This window comes from Brevibacterium luteolum (assembly GCF_013004595.1).
GTDB classification, from domain to species: Bacteria; Actinomycetota; Actinomycetes; order Actinomycetales; family Brevibacteriaceae; genus Brevibacterium; species Brevibacterium luteolum.
Genome location: NZ_JABEMC010000004.1, coordinates 91,210 through 114,837, shown reverse-complemented (window position 1 = coordinate 114,837; position 23,628 = coordinate 91,210). Strand labels below are relative to the sequence as shown.

Sequence of the window (23,628 nt, the reverse complement as noted above, 5' to 3'; positions counted from 1 at the left end):
CCAGCCGGCGCCTCGGGAACGGCGGCCAGCTGAGCCAGGGGGAGTGATCAGTCGATGACGTGCGCCGGTGTGCGGCCGGCGGCATGCTCGAGGAGATTCTCGACCGCCCGGGAGAAGACGCGGCTGACCGTATCGCGGGTCTGCGCCCCGGCATGCGGGGTGGCCACGACATTCGGGGCGTCGAGCAGCGGATGACCGGCGATGTTCGGCTCGCCGGTGAACACGTCGAGACCGGCGCCGGCCGTGTGCCCCGAGTGCAGCGAGGCCGCCAGGGCCTCCTCATCGACGATGCCGGCCCGCGAGAGATTCAGCACGATCGAACCGGTGGGCATCGCCGCGAGCTGCTTGGCGCCGATGAGACCGTTGGTCTCTTCGGTCAGCGGCACGTGGATCGAGAGCACATCAGCCAGCGGCAGCAGGTCGTCAAGGGCCATGAACTCGATGCCGAGCTGCTCCTCGACCTCCGGCGGCTGGCGGAAGACGTCGAAGTAGACCAGGCGCATGTCGAAGGCAGTCAGCCGGGCAGCCAGCAGCCGGCCGATGTGGCCGAGTCCGATGATCGCAGCAGTCTTGCCTGAGAGCTCGATCGAGGAGTGCAGCCAGCGATTCGGCGTCCACTCACCGGCATGTGTGGCGGTGTTGAGTCCAGGCAGGTGGCGGGCGCAGGCCAGCAGTGAGGCGACGGCAAGTTCGGCAACGGCCACCGAGTTCGCACCCGGCAGGTTCGCGACGGTCACGCCTGCCCGGCGTGCGGCGTCGAAGTCGATGCCGTCGGTGCCGGCGCCGACGCGCTGGACCATCTTCAGATTCGGGGCGCGTGAGAAGACGGCCTCGTCGAGGACGCCGGCGCCGTTGAGGATGTACTCGGTGCGGGCCAGCTCTTCACCCGAGGGCGCGGTGCCTGCGGGGATGATGAGATCGGCTCCGGGGACAGGGGTGAACGCGTCGCGCAGCAGTGACAGCACCTCAGGGTCCTGCTCGCCGATCCAGATTGCGGTGATCATGCTCCCATCACAGCACCCGAGAGTGAACAGAAGTGAAATAGTGCACACAGTGCAAAGTTGCGCTTGACGTAAAGTTGCACTGGGTGCAAAATCTTTATGTGAGCACCACCGAAACCGAAAGCCTCCGCGACCGCAAAGCCCGGCTGACCCGCCGGGCCATCCACGTCGCTGCCGTCAACCGCGTCCTGGAGGACGGCCTGGAGCAGGCCACCGTCGCCCAGATCGCCGAAGACGCCGGCATCTCCGCGCGCACCTTCTTCAACTACTTCGCCTCGAAGGAGGACGCGATCGTCGGCATGACCGACGTCGTCATCGACACCGACCAGATCGAGGAGTTCCTCGAAGTCGACCCGGTGGGAGCGGATCTTGCTGAGGACGTCGCCCGGCTCATCTACGGCACATATCAGCTGACCTTCAACTCCGATGACGTCGTCCTCAAACGCCGCCAGATCCTCGCCCGGTACCCGGCGCTCATGCGCCGCCAGTTCGAGAAGAACGAAGCCATCGAACACGCCGCCGCCGAGGTGGTCGCCGCCCGGCTGCGCCGCGGGGACATCGACTTCGGCGGTGCCGACGGCACACCGGAAGAGCTGGCGCTCATGCTCGTGCAGCTGTGCGCGGTGCCGCTGCGCTTCGCGGTGCGCACCGTAATGCAGTCCGAACCGGATCAGATCGCCGACCCGGACTTCTCCAAGGAGACATTCGAACGTTCCATCCGGCTGTTCCGCTCGGTTCTGGCCGGAACACAGACACCTCAGAAGGGAAATGGTAAGTGAGACGCATGGCAAAGGACGTGACCCCGCCGCATACGGCAGAAGCTGAGTTCGCAGGCCACCGCGCGCCTGCACCCGCTGACTGCCGTGCCGCGACGTCTGCTGCCAGCGACCCAGCTGACAACGGCTCCGGCATGACGACCGGTGCGATTCTGTGGGTGTTCGCCGCCCTCATGGTCGCGATGTTCATGTTCTCGCTCAACCAGACGGTGCTGGCCACCGCCCTGCCGACGATCGTCGGCGAACTCCATGGCGTCGATCAGATGCTGTGGGTTTCGACGGCCTTCATGCTCGCCTCGACGATCATGATGCCGATCTACGGCAAGATCGGCGACCTGTTCGGCCGCAAGCCGCTGTTCATCTTCGCGATCTCGATGTTCATGCTCGGCTCTGTCTTCGCCCTCCTCGCCCAGGACATGTCCTTCCTCATCATCGGCCGTGTCTTCCAGGGCATCGGCGGTGGCGGCATGATGATCCTCTCCCAGGCGATCATCGCCGCGATCGTGCCCGCCCGTGAGCGCGGCAAGTACATGGGTGCCATGGGTTCGGTCTTCGCTGTGTCCTCTGTTGCCGGCCCGCTCATCGGCGGCTGGCTGACCGAGGGGCCGGGTTGGCGCTGGAACTTCGCGATGAACTTCCCGCTCGGCATCTTCGCCATCATCGCCGCGATGATCCTGCTCCGTGTTCCCGACACCCGTCCCGAGGTGCGCCCGCGCATCGACGTCGCCGGCATGGCGCTCATCGCCGTGTTCACCTCCGCCGTCGTGCTCATCGCCGCATGGGGCGGCCACCAGTACGAGTGGACCTCACCGGTCATCCTCGGACTCGGCGCCGCTGCGCTCGTCGCCGGCACCATCTTCGTCTTCGTCGAGCGCCGGGCGGCCGAACCGATCATCCCGATGTCGCTGTTCCGCGACCGCAACTTCGTGCTGTCCACCATCGCCGGACTGACGATCGGTGTGGCGATGTTCGGTGTGCTCAGCTACATGCCGACCTATCTGCAGATGGTCCACGGTGTCGACGCCGCCCGTGCCGGCCTCATGATGGTGCCGATGATGGGGTGCATGCTCATCGTCTCCACCGGCATCGGATTCGTTGTCGCCCGCACCGGCCGCTACAAGTTCTACCCGATCATCGGCATGAGCCTCATCGTCACCTCACTTGTGCTCATGTCCCAGCTGCGGGCCGACAGCCCTGCTTGGACGACGATGATCTTTCTCGCCATCATGGGTTCGGGCCTGGGCCTGAGCATGCAGCTGCTCGTCCTCGTCGTGCAGAACTCCTTCCCTGTCGAGATGGTCGGCACCGCCACCGCCTCGAACAACTTCTTCCGCCAGATCGGCGCCAGCTTCGGCATGGCGATCATCGGCTCGCTGTTCACCAGCCGCCTGATGTCGAACCTGACCGAGAAGCTCAGCTCCGTCCCCGGTGCCGATGCCAGCGGACTGCACGCCAATGAACTGACACCCGAAGCGCTGTCCCAGCTGCCGACCGCTATCCAGGACCTCATCATCGGCGCCTACAACGATGCACTCGTGCCGCTGTTCCTGTGGGCGGCCCCGCTGCCGGTGCTCGGACTGCTCGTGCTCTTCTTCATCCGCGAGAAGCCGCTGGCCACCCGGATCGAACGCGCGCAGGCCCGCCCCGGCCAGCAGACCCGGTCTACGATTGACACCGAGGCCGACTCTGCTGGGCAGAAGCCGGCCACCTGAACCAGCCGACCGCTTGGAGGACCGCCCATGACCGTCCTGACGATCCTCACCGCCCCTGACAAGAAGCGCCCAGCGCACTTCGACCGCCTGGCCGACGAAGCCAGCGAGGTGCGCTGGGTCGAAGCCGATGAGCTGGCCGCCGCACTGCCCGGGACCGAGGTGCTGCTCATGTGGGACTTCTTCTCACCAGCGCTCAAGGACGCGTTCAGCAGTGCTGACCGGCTGGACTGGATCCACGCGGCATCGGCCGGGGTCGACTCGCTCATGTTCGATCAGCTGCGCGACTCCGAGGTCACCGTCACCAACGCCCGCGGCATCTTCGACCGCCCGATCGCCGAATTCGTGCTTGCCTTCATGCTGCATTTCGCCAAGGACTTCCCGACCTCGCTGGCCCACCAGCGGCAGCGGATCTGGCAGCACCGCGAATCCCGCGACCTGGCAGGCTCGCATGCGATGATCGTCGGCACCGGGTCGATCGGCCGGGCGATCGCGACCACGCTGCGCGCCCTCGGTGTGCACGTCACTGGGGCCGGCTCCCGCGCCCGAGGCGGGGATCCCGACTTCGGAGAGATCATCGCCAGTGCCGATCTCGCTGAGCACGTCGCAGGAGTCGACTGGCTCATCAACATCGCACCGCTGACGGAGCAGACCACCGGGCTCATCGATGCAGCCGTGCTTGAAGCGCTGCCTGAGAGCGCGCATCTCATCAACGTCGGGCGCGGCGCCAGTGTTGTCACCGACGATCTGGTCGCTGCGCTGGAATCCGGGCAGATCGCCGGAGCCGGCCTCGACGTCGTCGACCCGGAACCGCTGCCGGAGGACAGCCCGTTGTGGCAGATGGGCAGTGTGGTCATCACCCCGCACATGAGCGGTGACTCCGCGGGCTGGTCAGACCGCTTAGCTGAGCAGTTCATGGCCAACTGGGACCGGTACCGGTCAGGCCAGCAGCTGTTCAACATCGTCGACAAGGCCAAAGGCTACGCCGCCGGCTGACCCGGTCCGTCTGGGAAAGGGGCTTTAGGTCAGTCCTCGACCCAGCCGAGGGACCGCTCGATCGCCTGGCTCCACCGGCTCAGCAACTGCTGCCGGTCCGCTGCGGTGATCGACGGCTGCCAGGAGGCATCCGCCTGCCAGTAGCCGGCCAGCTCGTCTAGGGAGCCGTACACTCCCGCACCCAATCCGGCTGCATAGGCGGCGCCGGCAGCGGTGGCCTCGATGATCTGCGGGCGGACCACCTCGCAGCCGGCGATATCGGCCTGGAACTGCATGAGGATGTCCGAGGCGCACATGCCGCCGTCAGCGGCGATCCGATCAATCGTGTACCCGGAGTCGCGGCGCATGACATCGAGCACCTCGGCAGTCTGGAAGGCCGTGGCTTCCAGGGCTGCCCGGGCGATGTGCCCGCGGCTGGTGAAGCGGGTCATGCCGATGAGCACCCCGCGTGCGTCTGCCCGCCAGTGTGGGGCGTAGAGACCGGAGAAGGCCGGGACGAAGTAGACGTCGCCGTTGTCGGAGACCTCGCGGGCCAGATCGTTGACCTCATCGGCGGTGCGGATGAGCCCGAGGTTGTCGCGCAGCCACTGCACGAGCGCACCGGCTACCGCGATCGAGCCTTCGAGCGCGTACTGCAGCGGCTGGCCCTCGATCTGGTACGCCACGGTGGAGACGAGTCCGTTGGCTGACCGGCGGATCTCCTCCCCGGTGTTCGTCAGCAGGAAGCAGCCGGTGCCGTAGGTGTTCTTCGTATCGCCGGGGGAGAAGCGGCACTGGCCGAACGCGGCTGCCTGCTGGTCGCCGAGCACTCCGGCGATCGGCACGCCGGCCAGCAGCTGACCGGATGCGACTGTGCCGAAGGTCCCGACTGATGGCCGGATCTCCGGCAGGCAGGCGGCCGGGATGCCGAGCAGCTCGCACATCCGCTGTGACCACTGGCCGGTGTGCAGGTCCATGAGCAGGGTGCGTGAGGCGTTGGTGACGTCGGTGACGTGCGCGCCGCCGTTGACCCCGCCAGTGAGGTTCCACAGCAGCCAGGTGTCGATGGTGCCGAAGAGCACCTCACCTGCCGCTGCCCGTTCGCGCAGTCCGTCGACGTGGTCGAACAGCCAGCGCAGCTTGATGCCGGAGAAGTACGTGTTGACCGGCAGCCCGGTGATCTCGGCGATCTCCTCAGCGTATTCGCTGAGCTGCGTGACGTAATCGCCGCCGCGGGTGTCCTGCCACACGATCGCGTTGTGCACCGGCTGGCCGTTCGCCGCCTCCCACACGACGGTGGTCTCACGCTGGTTGGTGATGCCAACAGCGGCGATGTCGGCGCTTGTCAGCGAGGCGGTGCCCAGTGCCTGGCCGATGACCTCCCGGCTGGTCCGCCAGATCACCCCGGCGTCGTGTTCCACACGACCGGCGGCGGGGAAGATCTGCTCGAACTCCTGACCGGCAGAAGCGACCGTGCGGCCATCTTCAGAGAAGATGACCGCACGCGTCGAGGTCGTGCCCTCATCAAGTGCGAGGACGTAGCCCATGGCTCAGCTGCGCTTCGGGAAGGCCGGGGTGTCGATGCCGGCCATGTCGGCGATGCAGCGGACCACCTGGCAGGAGTAGCCGAATTCGTTGTCGTACCAGACGTAGACGACAGCGCGATCACCGTCGACGATGGTCGCCAGGCCGTCGACGATGCCGGCGCGCTTGGAGCCGACGAAGTCAGTCGAGACGACCTCTGGGGAGGCGATGTAGTCGATCTGGTTGCGCAGCTCGGAGTTCAGCGAGGTCTCCCGCAGGAACGTGTTGAGCTCATCGACGGTCGTCTCGCGCCCGAGGTTGAGGTTGAGGATCGCCATCGACACGTTCGGGGTGGGAACGCGGATTGCGTTGCCCGACAGCTTGCCCTTGAGCTCCGGCAGCGCCTTGGCCACGGCCTTAGCAGCACCGGTCTCGGTGAGCACCATGTTGAGCCCGGCAGCACGGCCGCGGCGCGAGCCCTTGTGGAAGTTGTCGATGAGGTTCTGGTCGTTGGTGAAGGAGTGGACGGTCTCGACGTGGCCGTTGCGCACACCGAATTCGTCGTTGAGGACCTTGAGCACCGGGGTGATCGCGTTCGTCGTGCACGAGGCAGCCGAGAGGATCGTGTCCTCGGCGGTGATGTCGTGGGAATTGACGCCGTAGACGACGTTCTTGATCTCGCCCTTGCCCGGTGCGGTCAGCAGCACCTTCGCCACACCCGGGCACTTGAGGTGCTTGCCCAGGCCCTCCTCATCGCGCCAGCGGCCGGTGTTGTCGACGACGATGGCGTTGTCGATGCCGCACTTCGTGTAGTCGACCGAGGACGGGTCATCGGAGTAGATGACCTGGATGAGCACGCCGTTGGCACAGATCGTGCTGTTCTCCTCATCGACGACGATGTTGCCGTCGAACTTGCCGTGCACCGAGTCGCGGCGCAGCAGGGAGGCGCGCTTGACGATGTCGTTGTCACCGCCGCGGCGCACGACGATCGCGCGCAGGCGCATGTTCGTGCCGCCGGCGCGGTCGACGAGGATGCGGGCGAGCAGCCGGCCGATGCGGCCGAAGCCGTAGAGGACGACGTCCTGCGGCTTGCTCTGCTCGCGGTCTACAGCGTCGACGACTTCGGAGAGCTGCTCGCGCAGGTAGGCCTCGACGTCGTCTCCGCCGGAGTTGCGGAAACCGGCGGCCATGCGGCCGAGATCGATGCGGCACGGGCCCAGGTTGAGACCGTCGAGCGCGGTGACCAGACGCAGCGTCTCATCCATGTCGAGCTCGGTGCCGTCGAAGTGACGGGCGTAGCGGTGGGCCTTGATGATGCCGTTGACGGACTTGTTCAGCAGGCTGCGGCCGTAGACGGTCAGCAGCACCTCGTTGTTGCGGTAGAGGCGGCCCACCAGAGGGATCATGTCCTCAGCGGCGCTCTGCTTCGAGGCCCACTCTGCCATTTTCGCGATCGTTGGATCAGTCACCAGAAATTCCCTTTCGAATCCTGTCTCAGCTACTTCGCACAATCCTACTGGCCAGCGCCGCCGCTGCCGAACCCCGTGGCCTCGAGCGTCGTCTCGAACTCCAGCAGCTCAGCGCCGGTGGCCACCGGCTTCTTCTTCTCCGCACCCTCGGCATGACTGCTGGCGAAGGACCGTGAGTTCTTCCAGCCCTCGTAGGCCTCTTCGCTGGCCCACTGCGTGTAGACGAACCACACCGAACGGTCATCAGTCGGCTTGAGCAGCGCGAACCGCTCAAAGCCCTCGAAGCTGTCGAGCCGTTCGATGGCCGGGGCGAACCGGTTGACGATCTCATCACCGGTCTCGGCCGGGACGGTCAGGGCATTGATCTTGACGACGGACATAGCGGGTCCCTCTTCCTTATCCGTGCGGGTGCAGGCGTGCTGCCCTCAGCCTAGACGACACTGACCTCACAGATACTGCCGGGCGGCTGTGATGCTCGCCTGCCGGTAGCCGCCGCCGAAGAGCACCGCGTGGGCGTAGAGGCCGAAGAACTGATACAGCTCGATGCGCTCACGCCAGTCGCGGCCGAGCATGTCGACCGGATAGGCCTCGGCCCAGGCGCCGATGATCGTCTCCAGGTGCGGGGCGCTGAAGAGGCTGAGCATCCCGAGGTCGATGAGCGGGTGGCCGGCCCAGGCGGCTGGGTCGATGAGGGCGGCCGTGCCCGAGGTGAAGAGCAGGTTGCCGGCCCACAGGTCGCCGTGGACGCGGGCAGGGGCGGCATCGTCGTCGAAGGTGCCTGCGCCGATCCGCTCGATGAGCTGGGTGACCTCGGCAGGCGGGTTGGGGTCGTATCCGGCCAGGGACTCAAGGCGTGCTGCGTAGGCCTCACCGCAGCTGTCGGCAAAGCGTGTTGTGATCTTCAGCGGCTGGCTCAGCGGGCCGAAGTAGTAGGTTTCGACCTTCGGTGGGTTGTCGCCGAATCGACCGGCCGGTGCCTGGTGGAGGGCGGCAAGACGGTGGCCGAAGTCAGCAGCGGCCTCGCGGGTCGCAGGAGCTTCGTCGATGCGCTCCAGGATCAGCCCGGTCTCCGAGACATCGATGACGCCAGCGACGTCGACGGTTCCGGGTTCGGCCAGCCAGCGCAATCCGCCGGCTTCGGTGGCGAAGAAGTCTGAGGGGACGTGGTTGCCGGTCTTGCGGAAGGTCATGACCCTGCTTTCGTGACGTTGCGGCCGGGGACGAAGCGCGAAACGGTCGCATCCCCGGGTATCGAATACCTCCAGGGGAAGGCGTCGGGGTCACCACCGGGACCGGAGACGCCGACGCGGGGGCCTGCGACGTACTCGACCGGTTCGGCAGGCGGGGTGAAGGACCAGCCGGCCGGCGCCTCGGGCACGGTGAGTGCCGCCCCGTCGGTGGCTGCGCTGGCGGCGAAGACCTGGCCGAGGCAGCCGGGGCCGCGGGCGAGCTCACGGTCGGTCACCTGCCCACCGCGGCGCTGTGCGCGGCGGGCGCGGGCCACCTCGTGGCCGGTGATGACCTCGCCGGCGCGCAGCAGCACGGCGGCCGGGTCGCCGGGATCCTGGCAGACGATGTTGAGCAGCCGGTGCATGCCGTAGGACAGATAGCAGTACAGGTGCCCGGGTGGGCCGAACATCGTCGCGTTGCGTTCGGTACGCCCGCGGAAGGCGTGCGAGCCGGGGTCGTCGTCTCCGCCGTAGGCCTCGACTTCGGTCAGTCGCACCGCGATCGTGGTCTCACCGTCGGTGCAGGTGAGGATCCCGCCGAGCAACTGCGGCGCGACGGTGTGGACGCTGCGGTCGAAGAAGCCCGTCAGCGGAGCGTGTCGTGTTTGTCGGCCCACCGGTTGAACCCGAGGATGGTGACGGCGATGAGGCTGCCGGCCACGGCCAGCGCACCGATCGTCTCGGCGCTGCCCTGCGCGCGGGAGAGCTGTTCGCGGCTGGCCGGCGGGGCTTCGGCGATGGTGCCGAAGATCGGCTCGTCATCGGCGGTGCCCATCCAGGCGGCGACCATGAGGATGATGCGGGCGAAGACGTTCATCGAGAGCATGATCGCGATGACCGGGCCGAACAGTGCAGCGGTCGGTGAACCGGAGAACAGGTCGATGAGCACGGTGGCGATGTTCAGCAGCAGGGTAAGCGCGATGGCGCCGAAGAGCGAGCCGAGGCGCTTGGTGCGCGGCTGGATCGGGTGGATCGGGATCATCGTGAACAGGAACATGAAGATCAGCCACGAGGAGAACAGCGTGATGATGATCGGGGTGATCGTCAGCACCGGGGTGACCCAGCCGGGCAGCTGGAGCCATTCGACGATGGTGGTCTGCAGGCCGGTGCCGATGACGGTCAGGCCGATCGTCAGGCCGACGCCGATGAGCAGGCCGATGAGGGTGACGATGTTCGACAGGGTGCGGACGACGAAGTTCTCCTGCGGCTTGGCGTCCATGTCCTTGCGCAGCTGGGCGCGGATGGCGTCCTTGAGGTTGCCGATGAATCCCTGCGCGGTGTAGAGCGCGGAGATGATGCCGACGATGCCGACGGCCTGCCAGTTGTCGATGAAGTTCTGCAGCATCTCGACAAGCTGGTCCTGGCCGGGCGCGAACTCGTGCAGCTTCTGGGTGACGACGTCGACGAGTTCGGGGCGCACGATGTCAAGGATGAAGCCCAGCGCCGCGAAGGCGAACATAAGCGTCGGTATGAGGGCGAGGACGAGGAAGTAGGTGATCGCGGCACCGAACTGGCTGCCCAGCCGCTGGCCGAAGCGCTGCAGCGTGGCCATCAGGTGTGCCACTGCCGGCTTATTCATGAAGCTCCGGGCGGAGGCCGCCGCTGAGCTCGAACTCACCAAGATCCGGTTGTCGGGTTCCATATCTTCGCTTCCTCGAGGGGGCTGTCTGACGGCAATGCTCCTTGTTCTGCGGCTCTGATGAGGAGCTATGTGAATGAGCTTAGTCCCCGCTGAGGGTGGTGGGAAACGCGTCGGTCGGAGTTTCGCCATCGTCATACATGTCGCGTGGAGAGCCGACGATGAGCGGATCAGCCGCCCGCGCCACCCGCTGGTCTTTGCCCGGGTAGTCGAATTGGTTGAGCACGTAGCGCATCGCTTCCAAACGAGCGCGTTTCTTGTCGTTGGACTTCACAACCGTCCACGGGGCGGCCGGGGTGTCGGTGTAGAAGAACATCGCGTTCTTCGCCTCGGTGTAGGCATCCCATTTGTCGAGGCTGGCAAGGTCGGTGGGGGAGAGCTTCCACTGCTTGATCGGATCCGTGCGGCGGGCGCCGAAGCGGTGCAGCTGCTCTTCGCGGCCGACGGAGAACCAGAACTTGATGATGTGGGTGCCCGACTGCACGAGCATGTTCTCGAACTCGGGGCAGGAGCGGGTGAATTCCAGGTACTGCGTCGGTGTGCAGTAGCCCATCACCCGTTCGACGCCGGCGCGGTTGTACCAGGAGCGGTCGAACAGCACGATCTCTCCGCCGGCGGGCAGATGCTGGACGTAGCGCTGGAAGAACCACTGGGTCTTCTCCCGCTCGGTGGGCTTCTCCAGGGCGACGACGCGAGCGCCGCGCGGATTCAGGTGCTCGGTGAAGCGTTTGATCGCCCCGCCCTTGCCGGCGGCATCGCGGCCTTCGAAGATGATGACGATCTTCTGCTTGGTCTCGCGCACCCACGTCTGCATCTTCAGCAGCTCGATCTGCAGCTGGCGCTTCTCACGCTCATACCGGCGCCGGGTGAGCTTCTGGTCGTACGGGTAGCCGTGCTTCCACGCCTCGGAGTCGCTGGAGCGGGACTTGAGCTTCTTCGACAGCTCCCGGATCTCGTCGATCTCGTTGGCGAAATCGGGCACGCCCTCAGGTGTGAGCTCGAATTCTCCAGCGCTGCCGTTGCCGGCTGCGGAGTCAGATGTCTTCGTCCCTTTGTTGCGCTCGTCACTCATAGACACAGTCTAAAGGGCGGCTGCATCGCGCAGATGCAGCCGCCCTCGGCTCAGATCTCACCCTGCCGAGTGCCGGGAGGACTCAGCTGTCAGCTCTGCTGGCCGTTCGACGATGCGTAGATGTCGTCGATGACGTCAGCGAAGTCCCGGTCGATGAGGTGGCGCTTGACCGACTGCTTGGCCGACAGGTAGCCGTTCTGCTCGGTCAGCTCGGCAGGCACGATGCGGAATGCGCGGATGCTCTCCGCCTTCGAGACCTTCCGGTTGACGCGTTCGACGGCCTTCTCGATGGCCGCGTGGACCTCGGGGTTCGCCGAGGCCTCTTCGAGGTCCATCTTCGGCAGGCCGTGGTTCTCCAGCCAGGTCGGCAGCATCTCCGGATCGAGGAAGATGAGCGCTGAGATGAAGTTGCGGTTGTCGCCGATGAGCACCGGCTGATGGATGAGCATGTGGCGGCGCAGCGCGTCCTCGATCGGAGCCGGTGCGACGTTCTTGCCCGACGAGGTGACGATGAGCTCCTTCTTCCGGCCGGTGATGCGCAGATAGCCGTCTTCATCGAGGTCGCCGATGTCACCGGTGGCGAACCAGCCGTCCATGAAGTCCTTCTCGGTGGCCTCCGGGTTCTTCCAGTACTCGCGGAAGACGCACACGCCCTTGGCGAGGACCTCGCCGTCGGGAGCGATGGCCACCGCGCAGCCGGGCAGCGGCACGCCGACGGTGCCGATCTTCGACTTCGCCGGGATGTTGACCGTCACCGGGGCGGTGGTCTCGGTCAGACCGTAGCCTTCGAGCACGATGAGGCCGACGCCGCGGAAGAAGTGGCCGAGATGCTCACCCAGCGGCCCGCCGCCGGAGATCGCATGCGTGACCCGGCCTCCCATCACCTCGCGCAGCTTCGAGTACACGAGCTTGTCGAACAGCGCATGCTGGGCGCGCAGCGTCAGCGGCACCCGGCCGGCGTCGAGGGCCTGGGAGTAGAGCACGGCCACCGCCTCGGCGGCGCGGAAGATCTTCTGCTTGCCGCCGGCTTCGGCTTTGGACAGGGCGGCGTTGAAGACCTTCTCGAACACGCGCGGCACGCCGAGGATGAAGGTCGGCCGGAAGCTGCCGAGTGCGTCGGTGAGCTTCTTGAGATCGCCCTCGTGGGCCAGCGTGCCGTCACCCTGGATGGTGACGACCTGGATGAAGCGGGCGAGCACATGGGCCAGCGGCAGGAACAGCAGGCAGCGGGCACCGGGCCGGATGATCTCTCCAGCCTGATGGATGACGGCCTGGGAGGTGAGCACGAAGTTGCCGTGGGTGAGCACGCAGCCCTTCGAACGGCCGGTGGTTCCCGAGGTGTAGATGAGGGTGGCGATATCGTCCTGGGTCGCGTAGCTGGTACGCTCCTTCAGCTCCTCATCGCTGATGTCCGCACCGTCGCGCAGCAGGCCGGCGATGCCGTCTTCGGTCCAGATCCAGATCGTCGGCTCGCGATCGGCGAGCGCCTCGACATCGGCGAAGGCCTCCCGGATGCGCTGTGCGTGGTCTTCGGACTGCACGAACCCGCAGAACACCTCGGCGTCCTCGAGCATCCAGGCCAGCTGGTCACGAGACGAGGTGTCGTAGAAGGGGACGGTGACCCCGCCAGCGAACCAGATCGCGTAGTCGGCCAGGGTCCACTCGTATGCGGTCGAGCCGAAGATGCCGACCCGCTGGCCCGGCTGCACGCCCGCGGCGATGAGTCCCTTGGCCAGTGCTTCGACCTGGTGGAGGAAGGCCTGCGCGGTGACGTCGATCCACTCGCCGTTCTGCTGCCGCGACAGCGCGATGCCATGCGGGTCCCGCGCCGCCCGGTTGATGAGCGTGGCCGGAAGGTTCGGTTCCGGATCGAACTCGAATCCACTCACCGGGGTGACGGACTGCATCATGGTCTCGGCCATTGGGCACATCTCCTTAGGGCGCTTCGCTGCAGGGGCAGTATCGGCGTGTGCATTCAGCGCCGATCTCAGCCTCAAAACTATCACGCATGTGTCCTGGAGCACTCCTCTGAGATGGCGGGTCCGGAGCGGCCGAAGAGCGGTGCTGGGATCGTGTGGCACCGGGTGCGGCACGCACGTAGAATGCTTGCATCGCGCCGCTGGCGCCGACCTGCACCCGAACTCCGAAAGGCACATCCATGAGCACCTCCGATTCGCGCTCGAACACCGTCGACTACCGCTACGACGCGGAGCTCGCCGGTCAGCTCGAGGCGAAGTGGCAGGACCGCTGGGAGGCCGAGGAGACCTTCGCCGCGCCGAACCCGGTCGGCGAGCTAGCCAGCACGCGCCGCGGCGCCACCGCCGAAGGCCGTGAGACCGCCTACATCATGGACATGTTCCCCTACCCCTCGGGCAAGGGGCTGCACGTCGGACACCCGCTGGGTTATGTCGCCACTGACGTCTACGCCCGCTTCCAGCGGATGAACGGCAAGAACGTCATGCACGCCCTCGGCTATGACGCCTTCGGCCTGCCGGCCGAACAGTTCGCTGTGCAGACCGGGGCGCATCCGCAGAAGACAACCGAGGAGAACATCGCCACTATGCGCCGGCAGCTGCGCCGGCTCGGCCTCGGGCACGACGCACGGCGAACGTTCGCGACCACGGATGCTGAGTTCGTCAAGTGGACGCAGTGGGTCTTCCTGCAGATCTTCAACTCCTGGTACGACCCCGAGGCTGCCGACGGCCGTGGTGCCGCCCGCCCGATCGGCGAGCTCGTCTCCCAGTTCGAAGCCGGCCGCGACACCGGCACCGGCACCGCGTGGGCGGAGCTGTCAGCTGCTGAACGTGAGGACGTGCTGCAGAACTACCGCTTGGCCTACCTGTCGGATTCCCCGGTCAACTGGTGCCCGGGCCTGGGCACCGTGCTGGCCAATGAGGAGGTCACCGCAGAAGGCCGCTCCGAACGCGGCAACTTCCCGGTCTTCACCCGCCGCCTGCGCCAGTGGAACATGCGCATCACCGCCTACGCTGATCGCCTCATCGACGATCTCGACACCGTCGACTGGCCCGAGGCGGTCAAGGCCATGCAGCGCAATTGGATCGGCCGCTCGACCGGTGCGCAGATCACCTTCCCGGTCCGTGAGGACGTCAGCATCGACGTCTACACCACCCGCCCTGACACGATCTTCGGCGCCACCTACCTCGTGCTCAGCCCCGAGCACCCGCTCGTCGACGCCGTGACAACCGAATCCTGGGACGACTCCGTCCCGGCAGCGTGGCGCGGTGAGGGCAGCACCCCGGCCGAGGCGATCGCCGCCTACCAGCGCCAGGCTGCGGCCATGACCTCGGTGCAGCGCCAGGAGAACAAGGACAAGACCGGTGTGTTCACCGGCACCTGGGTACCGAACCCGGCCACCGGTGAGGACATCCCCGTCTTCGTCGCCGATTACGTCCTCATGGGCTACGGGACCGGGGCGATCATGGGTGTGCCGGCAGAGGACGTCCGCGACTGGGACTTCGCCAAGACCTTCGATCTGCCCTACATCCGCACCGTCCAGCCGGGCGAGGACCACGACGAGGACAAGCCGTTCGCCGGTGAGGGCGTCAAGATCAACTCTGCCAACGACGAGATCGACATCAACGGTGCCGGCGTCGGTGAGGCCAAGGACGCTGTCATCTCGTGGCTCGCCGGCCGCGGCCTGGCCGAGGCGACGACGCAGTACCGGCTGCGCGACTGGCTGTTCAGCCGTCAGCGCTACTGGGGTGAGCCGTTCCCGGTCGTCTATGACGAAGACGGCACGCCGATCCCGCTGCCGGCCGAGCAGCTGCCGGTGACACTGCCTGAGGTTCCGGACTTCTCGCCGCGCACCTTCGACAGCGACGACGTCGACTCGAAGCCCGAGCCGCCGCTGGGTCGCAACACCGACTGGGTCAACGTCACCCTTGACCTCGGAGACGGTCCGAAGACCTACCGCCGGGAGACCTCGACGATGCCGAATTGGGCCGGCTCCTCGTGGTACCAGCTGCGATACGCCGATCCGACGAACGATGAGCAGCTTGTCGACCCGGCGAATGAGGAGTACTGGCTGGGCCCGCGTGCGAACGCCGAATCCGGTGGCGCGGATCTGTACGTGGGCGGAGTCGAGCACGCTGTCCTGCATCTGCTGTACTCGCGGTTCTGGCACAAAGTGCTCCACGACCTCGGCCACCTGAGCTCCTATGAGCCCTTCCACAAGCTCATCAACCAGGGTTACATCCAGGCCTACGCCTACACCGATTCCCGCGGCGCCTATGTCCAGGCAGACGAAGTCGAAGAGCGCGTTGATGATTCCGGCGAGGCGACCTTCTGGCACAACGGGCAGCAGGTGAACCGCGAGTACGGCAAGATCGGCAAATCGCTGAAGAATGTCGTGACCCCCGATGAGATCTACGACGCCTACGGTGCCGATACCTTCCGGCTGTACGAGATGTCGATGGGCCCTCTTGAGCTCTCCCGCGCCTGGGAGACCCGCGCGGTCGTGGGCTCACAGCGGTTCCTGCAGCGTGTGTGGCGCCTCATCGTCGACGAGAACACCGGCGAGCTCGCTGTCGTCGATGACGCACCGGACCGCGAGACGCTGCGGGTGCTGCACACGACGATCGCCGGTGTGCGCGACGACATGGAGCACATGCGGTTCAACACCGCTGTCGCCAAGCTCATCGTGCTGACGAACCACCTGACGAAGCAGGGCGTGAGCCCGCGCGCGGTGATCGAACCGCTGACGATCATGCTCTCACCGCTGGCCCCGCACATCGCCGAGGAGATCTGGGAGCGGCTGGGCCACAGCGAGACCATCACCTACGAGCCGTTCCCGGTCGCCGATGAGCAGTTCCTCGGCCAGGACACGGTCACCTGCGTCGTGCAGATCAAGGGCAAGGTCCGCGACCGGCTCGAGGTCTCACCCGATATTTCGGCTGAAGAGCTGGAGAAGCTGGCTCTGGAGTCCAACGGCGCCAAGCGCACCCTGGCCGGCGCAGGTGTGCTCAAGGTCATCGTGCGTGCGCCGAAGCTCGTCAACATCGTCCCGGACAACTGAGCGAGACACTGATCGAGCTGGTGCCCGGCACCGGCTGGAAAGGGAATCCATGAGTGCACTGTCCGAACGGATCCGGTCGACTCTCCAGGTCAGCCCGGTCATCGACCCAGCGACCGAGATCGGGACCCGCGTGCAGTTCCTCGTCGACTACTGCCTGTCGACAGCGACGAAGGGATTCGTCCTCGGTATCTCCGGCGGCCAGGACTCGACGCTGGCCGGCAGGCTCGCCCAGCTGGCTGCCGAACAGCTGCGCGGCAGGGGAGTGGACGCGACGTTCTGCGCCGTCCGCCTGCCCTACCGGGTGCAGCATGACGAAGATGACGCACAGGCCGCCATGGAGTTCATCCGTCCGGACGTCGCGCTCACCGTCGACATCGCCGGCGCCGTCGACGCCACGGTCGAGGCGTTCAACGCGGCCACCGGTGAGACGATGACGGACTTCAACAAGGGCAATGTCAAGGCTCGCCAGCGGATGCTCGTGCAGTACGCGATCGCCGCGCAGCGCTCCAGCCTCGTCCTCGGCACCGATCACGCCGCCGAGGCGGTCACCGGCTTCTACACGAAGTTCGGCGACGGGGCCGCTGACGTCACCCCGCTGACCGGGCTGACGAAGGGGCAGGGGGCAGCGCTGCTGCAGCACCTCGACGCCCCTGAGCGGCTGTGGCAGAAGGTGCCGACGGCCGACCTTCTCGATGAGACCCCGGGCAGCACCGACGAAGACGCGCTCGGCGTCGGCTACGCCGACATCGATGCCTACCTCGAAGGCGGGGAGGTCTCAGCGGCGGCAGCCGAGCGGATCGAGGATCTGTACCTGGCCAGCGAGCACAAGCGCCGGATGCCGGTCGCCCCGGCAGACGGCTGGTGGATCCGCCACTGACTCACACGGTGCGGGTCTCCAGCGCCGTGCGCTCGAAATCGCGCAGGCTGTCGAGGAACGCATCCATGTTCTGCTCGCCGGCGTCCCGGGCGGCGCTGAACTCGTGCCAGCCGCCTTCGCGGATATCGCCGGGCTTGATCTCGAGTGCGCTGTCGGGAATGTAGGTCTCCTCAGACACCCACGAGTCGAAGCTCTTGCCGGCCCGGTAGACGTCCATGAACGCTGCGTGCATGCTCTGCTGTTCGAAGCTGGTCTTCTTGAACTCGTCGAGGAACGTGCGGAGCGGCTCCATCAGCTGCGGGTCGAGTGTGCTGAACCCGTTGGCCAGCCGCATGTACTGCACGAGCCCGGCATCCTTGGGAAACAGCTCCAGGACGCGCTTGGCCCGCGTTGTGTCAGCCGCTTCGTCTTCGTCCTCTTCGATGGGGCTCAGCCCGACCGAAGCATAGGTCTTCGAAGCGTCGGCGATCTCGGCGTTGAGCCGGTCGATGCGCTGCTGGTCCTGCCACCATTTCACGCCGATGAACAGCAGGCACACGGCCACCAGGAGAACGGTCACGATTCCGATCACCCAGGCCGCGCGGTGCAGGGGCGGAATGAGGAACAGCACCAGGCTGATGACGAGCACGCCGGCGGCCGCAGCGGCGGCGGGCGTGTTGAGGAGGAAATCACCGAAACGCTTCACCGCTCCAGGGTACCGAATTCCTGCTTCCAGACTGCGAACATCTATGCTGTGAACGGAAGAAGATCGGTCAGTTCAGCATACTCACGGCGGCCACCCTGCCAGCTCACTGACCGGTGATGCGACAAGCAGTGAGGAACACAACACGATGGCGAAGATCTCGGTGATCGGCTGTGGATATCTGGGAGCCGTTCACGCCGCGGCCATGGCATCGCTGGGCCACGACGTCGTCGGCATCGACGTCGACGAACGCAAGATCGACTCCCTACGCCGGGCCGAAGCACCCTTCTTCGAACCAGGTCTGGAAGACCTGCTCGACCGGGCGCAGACCAGTGACAATCTCGCCTTCACCACCGACATCGCCGAGGCGGCCAGCGCTGATGTGCACTTCATCTGCGTCGGCACCCCGCAGCGCAAGAGCGAATTCGCAGCCGACATGACCTATGTCGACGCCGCCGTCGAAGCCCTGCTGCCGCACCTGAGCGACACCGACCTCGTCGTCGGCAAGTCCACCGTCCCGGTCGGCACTGCCGCCCGGCTGGCCGAACAGGTCACGGCCACCGGTGCCGCCCTGGCATGGAATCCGGAGTTCCTGCGCGAAGGCCACGCGGTCGAGGACACCGTGGCACCCGACCGGCTGATCTACGGCGTACCCGACGGAGAGGCCGGTGAACGTGCCACCGAGATCCTCGACGACGTCTACGCCTCGATCGTCGACTCCGGCACCCCGCGTCTGGTGATGGACTACGCGACCGCCGAGCTCGTCAAGACCGCCGCGAACTCCTTCCTGGCCACGAAGATCTCCTTCATCAACGCCATGGCCGAGCTCTGCGAGGCTGCCGGAGCTGATGTCACCCAGCTCGCCGATGCGATCGGCATGGACGACCGGATCGGACGCAAGTTCCTCAACGCCGGCCTCGGCTTCGGCGGTGGCTGCCTGCCCAAGGACATCCGTGCCTTCATGGCCCGCGCCGGTGAACTCGGCGCCGACCAGGCCGTTGCGTTCCTGCGCGAGATCGACTCGATCAATATGCGCCGCCGCGTGCGCATGGTCGACCTTGCCCGCGAGGTCGTCGACGGCTCCTTCATCGGCAAGCGCATCACGATCCTCGGCGCAGCTTTCAAGCCGAACTCCGACGACGTCCGCGACTCCCCGGCACTGGCTGTCGCAGGCCTCATCGCTCTGCAGGGCGCCGTCGTGACGGTCGCCGACCCGCAGGCGGTCGACAATGCCCGGGCGATGTTCCCTGACCTCGAATACGAAACCGACTTGGAGACCGCGCTCACCGGCGCCGATGCGGTGCTGCTGCTGACCGAGTGGCAGGAATACCGCAGCCTCGACCCGGTTGAGAGCGCCAAGCTCGTCAAGCAGCAGGCGATCGTCGACGGCCGCAACGTCCTCGACCCCGTTGCCTGGCGCGCAGCCGGCTGGACGTATCGGGCACTGGGCCGGCCGTGACAGCTCTGGCGGTCATCTGCGACTCCACCGCGAACATCGACGCGGACACCGCTGAGGCGTACTCCGAACGCCTCGGCGGCCTGTTCGCGATCGTCGACCTCAGCGTCACCGTTGGGGATGACTCGCGGGCGGATAACGAGTGGACTGCCACCGAGGTGTGCGCCGGGATGGCATCAGGACTGGCAGTCACGACGTCGCTGGCCAGCCCCGAGCAATTCAGCACCGCGATCTCCGAGATGGCCGAAGCCGGTGCCGAGGCAGTGCTCGTGCTGACGATGTCAGCCCAACTGTCGGGCACGCACGCCTCCGCACAGCAGGCCGCAGGTGAGGCGCCTGTGCCGGTGCACGTCGTCGACACCCAGCTGACGTCGGCCGGTATGGCCGGTGCGGTGGCCCTCGCTGTCGCTGGTGCCCAGCGTGAGGTTCCTGTTGAGAGCCTGGCAGGCGAAGTCACCGACTGGTGCCTCGCTGAGACGCGCACCTTCTTCATGCCCGACTCATTGGAATACCTGCGCCGCGGCGGCCGGATCGGAGCCGCATCATCACTGGTCGGCCGAGCCCTGTCGATCACACCGGTGCTGGGCCTGCGTGACGGAACGGTGACACCGCTGGCCCGCGTACGCACCCGGGTACGGGCCGTTGATCGCGTCATCAACCTCGTGACCGAATCAGCCTACGAATTCAGCGAACTCTACCCCGAGCGCGGACAGGAAGTGGTCCTGCTCCACGCCGAGGCTACCTTCGACGAAGCCTCAAACACTGCCCACCGTCTCGCGGCTGCCGTGCGGGACGCCGACCTGCCGGACGGCACGCAGTTCCGCCAGGCAGTGCTCTCCACGGTCGTGACCGCCCACGTCGGACCGGGCAGCACCGGACTGGTCGTCCAGACCACTCCCTAGAACAGCACTCGCCAGCGCACCCGGTGGTGTGGATGCCACGCGGCGTCCACACCCTGCTACACATCCGGCTTGCAAAAGCAGGCTCCCGCTTACCGTGCGCGTATGGCTCCATCACCGGACGACCGGCTGGCCGACATGCTCACCCGGTCCAAACAGCACGGCTGGGCACCCAGCGCCAGCCACGCTGCCCGGGACCGCCCGCACCACCACCGTTGGCCCCTGAGCCCTCCACCAGACACCGCCACCCAGGCTGAGGAGGAGTTCGACGAGGACGCAGCCAACGATGCTGAGATCCTGGCGCTGCTGCCCGGCAACCGGCCGATTCCACGCCGCTGGATTGTTCTTGCCATTGTTGTCATCACCGTGTTGGGAATCGCAGGGTTCGTCCTGCTGCGCAATCCTGACCCACCTGAAGCCAGCGCAGCCGCTGACCCACAGACAGCGCAACCGCAGAGCCCTGCCGGTGCTGGGCAGGGCAGCTCTGCTGATGCACCGGTGCAGGTGAGTGCCGATGCCGAGGAGGTCACCGCCCATGTCGTCGGCGCCGTCGCCGAACCTGGGGTCGTGAGGCTCCAGGGAGGAGCCCGGGTCGTCGACGCGATCGAGGCTGCGGGCGGTCTGAGCTCAGACGCTCAGCCCGAAGGTGTGAATCTCGCCCGCCTTGTCGAGGACGGCGAGCAGATCATCGTGCCTGACCGCAGCAGCCTGCCAACCGGGCAGGGCCACGAAGCTGGGGACCAAGGAGCAGGCCAGGCAACCAGCACGGGGCCGGGGACAGGGCAAGCCGGTTCGCAGGCGAACACAAAAGTGAACATCAACCACGCTGAGGCAGCAGAGCTGGAGACGCTGCCCGGAGTCGGCCCAGCCACCGCCCAGGCCATCATCACCCATCGCGAGGAGAACGGGCCCTTCGGGTCAGTCGAGGACCTCGTGCTCGTTCACGGCATCGGCGATGCCACACTGGCGCGGCTGCGCGAGCACATCACAGTCGGATGAGCACCGGGCATCAGCGCCGCAGCCGAAACCGCCCTCTGCTCTCGAGGACGGGAGCTCACATCCGAGCATGGGTGCTGCATGGTGCCGGCCTGCACCGCCTGCTCAGTGCAGCAGCCGTCGGGTGGCTGGCAGCATCCGGTGTGCTGCCTGCCGACCTCACCGCGACAATCGGCTTAGGTCTCGCCTGCGTCAGCGCCGCAGCTCTCATGGGTCAGCGCATCACCGGCAGAGGACAGTCCCAGCTGACCGGTTGGCTGCTGAGCACCGCACTGCTCGCCGGGGCGGTCTGCGCTCTCATCGGGGCCGCACGCCTCGCGCAGCCGACGGAGACGACCCTGTACAGCGGCCCAGCGCTCATTGCGGCAGAATCCCACGCAACCGACTCCGGCAGCTATCGCACAGAGATCCGCACCCAGTTCGGACCTGCCACGGCACTCAGTCCCACTCCGCTGCCAGCCGCAGGCACCCAGACGACTACGCGGGCAGAGCTTGAGACCAGCGGCTCCCAGACCATCGCCTTCATCCGCGGAAGGCCGGAGATCCGCAAACAGCCAGGACCCGTATGGCAGATGCGTGCCCACATGCGCAGCTTCCTCGCCGACACGTCTGGAACCGCGCACGACGGAGCTCGGTTGCTGCCCGGCCTCGTCGTCGGCGACGTCTCACAAGTCGGCGATGACCTGACCGAGGAGATGCGCACCGTCTCACTCAGCCATGTCACCGCGGTCTCCGGTGCCAACATCACGATCGTCTCGTTGGCAGTTCTCTGGGTGGCCGGTTTTGTGGTGCGGGTACGGGTGGTGCGCATCATCCTCGCCGTGGCCGTCACCGCAGGCTATGTCTTCATCGTCGGACCTGAACCCTCAGTGACACGCGCTGCAGCCATGGGCATGGTCGGAGCACTGGCAATGCTGCGCGGAACCCGGACGGCAAGCCTGGCGCTGCTGGCTGCCGGCATCATCGGCGTGCTGGTCTACCAGCCGGGATTGTCAGGCTCAGTGGGATTCCACCTCTCCGTCAGCGCCACAGCCGCCCTCATCATCCTCGGCCAGCCGCTGAGCGACCGCCTCGAATCCTGGGGACTGCCACGGGTCGTGGCAACAGCGCTCTCAGTGCCGTTGAGCGCCCAAGCAGGTGTCACCCCGGTGCTGCTGGGAATTGATGGCACCATCTCTGCCTGGTCGGTGCTGGCCAATGCGCTCGCCGCACCGGCAGTCGCACCCGCCACGCTGCTCGGCATGATGGTGCTCGTCTGCAGTCTGCTGCCGGGCGGCACCTGGCTCGGCAGCATCATCGTCGCTCCAGCGAACTGGAGCGCCTGGTGGATCGCCCGTCTGGCGCGGGTCTTCGCCAACCTGCCAGCCTCAGAGCTGCCGTGGCCCGCTGGACTGCTCGGGATCGGCCTCAGCTGCGTCGTCCTGGCAGGACTCTGTCTGATCGTGCTCGAATACCGCATCCTCCACCGGATTGGCGCTGGCCTGCTCGCCGCTGCGCTGGCAGCCGGGCTCCTGGTTCCCGGTATCCGGATTCCAGTCGCCTCCGGCTGGGCCGCGATGTTCTGCGACGTCGGTCAGGGCAGTGCCACCCTCATCAGCCTGCCCGGCGACGACGTGCTCGTCATCGATGCCGGTGAGGACGAAGATCGCATCGACATCTGCCTTGACCAGACTGGTGACCAGCGTGTGCACCTGCTGATCTCCCATTTCGATGCCGATCACTTCGCGGGCTATGCAGGCACCGGCTTCGGCCGGGATGTCGCGTCCGTGTATTTCCCGGCCGGAACGGAACACGATCCGGGCCTGAAGGGAATCACCCACGCTTTCCCGGAGGCCCAGCGCACTCCGGTCAGCGCTGGACAGCGATTTCAGTTCGGCTCCGTGCACTGGACGATCCTCTGGCCGCCAGCGATCGCCGGACCCGCGCACGGTGATGAGAACAGCCGCTCTGTTGTCGTGCACGTACAGACCAGCACATTCAGCGTCATCGTCCCGGGCGACATCGGCGCACAAGAGCAGCGCCGGCTGGCCACCGTGACGCAGCCAGCCGACGTGCTTGCCGCACCCCATCACGGTTCCGCCGACCTGGATGAGGCGTACTTCCAGGCTGCCGGAGCCAAGCTCGGCGTGGTCTCCGTCGGAGCCGACAACCGGTATGGCCACCCGACGACGCGCGCACTGGCAGCCTTCGGCACCAGTCCGGTGCTGCGCACCGACGAATGCGGTTCGATCGTCATCGACGCACACAGACAGGTCAGCTCAGGCTGTCCGGGCTTCGTACTAGGGTAGA

19 protein-coding genes are annotated in these 23,628 nt (G+C 66.4%); 9 read left to right on the top strand and 10 right to left on the bottom strand.

Annotation, left to right across the window (positions count from 1 at the left end):
* Positions 1-47: 47 nt before the first annotated feature.
* Positions 48-1,004 (bottom strand): NAD(P)-dependent oxidoreductase, encoded by a 957-nt coding sequence (locus HLA91_RS07985; protein WP_170274243.1) that lies wholly within the window; start codon positions 1,002-1,004, stop codon positions 48-50.
* 98 nt (positions 1,005-1,102) lie between these two features.
* Here HLA91_RS07985 and HLA91_RS07980 point away from each other — a divergent pair, with 98 nt between their 5' ends.
* The 3 genes from HLA91_RS07980 to HLA91_RS07970 are packed head-to-tail and all read left to right on the top strand — an operon-like array spanning position 1,103 to position 4,482.
* The gene (locus HLA91_RS07980; protein ID WP_170274242.1) at positions 1,103-1,780 is read left to right on the top strand and encodes a TetR/AcrR family transcriptional regulator; all 678 of its coding nucleotides are present in this window, start codon (positions 1,103-1,105) and stop codon (positions 1,778-1,780) included.
* Between the two features lie 5 nt (positions 1,781-1,785).
* Positions 1,786-3,489 carry an MDR family MFS transporter gene (locus tag HLA91_RS07975; protein WP_239557039.1) on the top strand — a complete coding sequence of 568 codons (1,704 nt, stop codon included), beginning with the start codon at positions 1,786-1,788 and terminating at the stop codon, positions 3,487-3,489.
* Between the two features lie 27 nt (positions 3,490-3,516).
* A complete protein-coding gene (locus HLA91_RS07970; RefSeq protein WP_102160408.1) occupies positions 3,517-4,482 on the top strand; it encodes a D-2-hydroxyacid dehydrogenase in 966 nt (321 codons plus the stop codon).
* Between the two features lie 29 nt (positions 4,483-4,511).
* On the opposite strand, the gene glpK is transcribed toward HLA91_RS07970, so the two are convergent.
* From glpK to HLA91_RS07930, 8 genes are all read right to left on the bottom strand, one after another.
* Complete coding sequence (gene glpK, locus HLA91_RS07965; protein WP_170274241.1) at positions 4,512-6,008, bottom strand: glycerol kinase GlpK; 1,497 nt, start codon at positions 6,006-6,008, stop codon at positions 4,512-4,514.
* Between the two features lie 3 nt (positions 6,009-6,011).
* Positions 6,012-7,430, bottom strand: coding sequence for a glyceraldehyde-3-phosphate dehydrogenase (locus HLA91_RS07960; protein ID WP_170274240.1), 1,419 nt, complete (start codon positions 7,428-7,430; stop codon positions 6,012-6,014).
* A gap of 68 nt (positions 7,431-7,498) precedes the next feature.
* Positions 7,499-7,834, bottom strand: coding sequence for an antibiotic biosynthesis monooxygenase family protein (locus tag HLA91_RS07955; RefSeq protein ID WP_102160401.1), 336 nt, complete (start codon positions 7,832-7,834; stop codon positions 7,499-7,501).
* A gap of 66 nt (positions 7,835-7,900) precedes the next feature.
* Positions 7,901-8,644: a fructosamine kinase family protein gene (locus HLA91_RS07950; RefSeq protein WP_170274239.1), complete on the bottom strand. Its 744-nt coding sequence runs from the start codon at positions 8,642-8,644 to the stop codon at positions 7,901-7,903.
* Positions 8,641-9,300 (bottom strand): DNA-3-methyladenine glycosylase, encoded by a 660-nt coding sequence (locus tag HLA91_RS07945; protein ID WP_338076728.1) that lies wholly within the window; start codon positions 9,298-9,300, stop codon positions 8,641-8,643. Before HLA91_RS07945 ends, HLA91_RS07950 begins: the two co-directional genes overlap by 4 nt.
* A complete protein-coding gene (locus HLA91_RS07940) occupies positions 9,270-10,262 on the bottom strand; it encodes a YhjD/YihY/BrkB family envelope integrity protein (RefSeq protein ID WP_239557040.1) in 993 nt (330 codons plus the stop codon). Before HLA91_RS07940 ends, HLA91_RS07945 begins: the two co-directional genes overlap by 31 nt.
* A gap of 142 nt (positions 10,263-10,404) precedes the next feature.
* Positions 10,405-11,394 carry a polyphosphate kinase 2 gene (gene ppk2, locus HLA91_RS07935; protein ID WP_170274237.1) on the bottom strand — a complete coding sequence of 330 codons (990 nt, stop codon included), beginning with the start codon at positions 11,392-11,394 and terminating at the stop codon, positions 10,405-10,407.
* A gap of 89 nt (positions 11,395-11,483) precedes the next feature.
* Positions 11,484-13,316: an AMP-dependent synthetase/ligase gene (locus tag HLA91_RS07930; protein ID WP_239557041.1), complete on the bottom strand. Its 1,833-nt coding sequence runs from the start codon at positions 13,314-13,316 to the stop codon at positions 11,484-11,486.
* Positions 13,317-13,552: 236 nt separating this feature from the next.
* Here HLA91_RS07930 and leuS point away from each other — a divergent pair, with 236 nt between their 5' ends.
* Both leuS and nadE read left to right on the top strand, forming a co-directional pair.
* Entirely contained in the window at positions 13,553-16,429 is a 2,877-nt protein-coding gene (leuS, locus tag HLA91_RS07925) for a leucine--tRNA ligase (protein ID WP_170274236.1), read from the top strand.
* A gap of 49 nt (positions 16,430-16,478) precedes the next feature.
* Complete coding sequence (nadE, locus tag HLA91_RS07920; RefSeq protein ID WP_170274235.1) at positions 16,479-17,306, top strand: NAD(+) synthase; 828 nt, start codon at positions 16,479-16,481, stop codon at positions 17,304-17,306.
* A 1-nt stretch (position 17,307) separates the two neighbouring features.
* Here nadE and HLA91_RS07915 read toward each other — a convergent pair whose 3' ends face one another.
* Positions 17,308-17,991 carry a beta-ketoacyl-[acyl-carrier-protein] synthase family protein gene (locus HLA91_RS07915; RefSeq protein WP_102160388.1) on the bottom strand — a complete coding sequence of 228 codons (684 nt, stop codon included), beginning with the start codon at positions 17,989-17,991 and terminating at the stop codon, positions 17,308-17,310.
* Between the two features lie 145 nt (positions 17,992-18,136).
* Here HLA91_RS07915 and HLA91_RS07910 point away from each other — a divergent pair, with 145 nt between their 5' ends.
* The 4 genes from HLA91_RS07910 (at position 18,137) to HLA91_RS07895 (ending at position 23,627) form a co-directional block, all read left to right on the top strand.
* Positions 18,137-19,447 (top strand): UDP-glucose dehydrogenase family protein, encoded by a 1,311-nt coding sequence (locus HLA91_RS07910; protein ID WP_102160386.1) that lies wholly within the window; start codon positions 18,137-18,139, stop codon positions 19,445-19,447.
* Positions 19,444-20,346, top strand: a complete 903-nt coding sequence (locus tag HLA91_RS07905) for a DegV family protein (protein ID WP_170274234.1) — start codon at positions 19,444-19,446, stop codon at positions 20,344-20,346. The genes HLA91_RS07910 and HLA91_RS07905 overlap by 4 nt, the downstream gene beginning before the upstream one ends.
* 102 nt (positions 20,347-20,448) lie before the next feature.
* The gene (locus HLA91_RS07900; protein WP_102160383.1) at positions 20,449-21,342 is read left to right on the top strand and encodes a ComEA family DNA-binding protein; all 894 of its coding nucleotides are present in this window, start codon (positions 20,449-20,451) and stop codon (positions 21,340-21,342) included.
* Between the two features lie 71 nt (positions 21,343-21,413).
* Complete coding sequence (locus HLA91_RS07895) at positions 21,414-23,627, top strand: ComEC/Rec2 family competence protein (protein WP_180964677.1); 2,214 nt, start codon at positions 21,414-21,416, stop codon at positions 23,625-23,627.
* The last annotated feature ends 1 nt before the right edge of the window (position 23,628 follow it).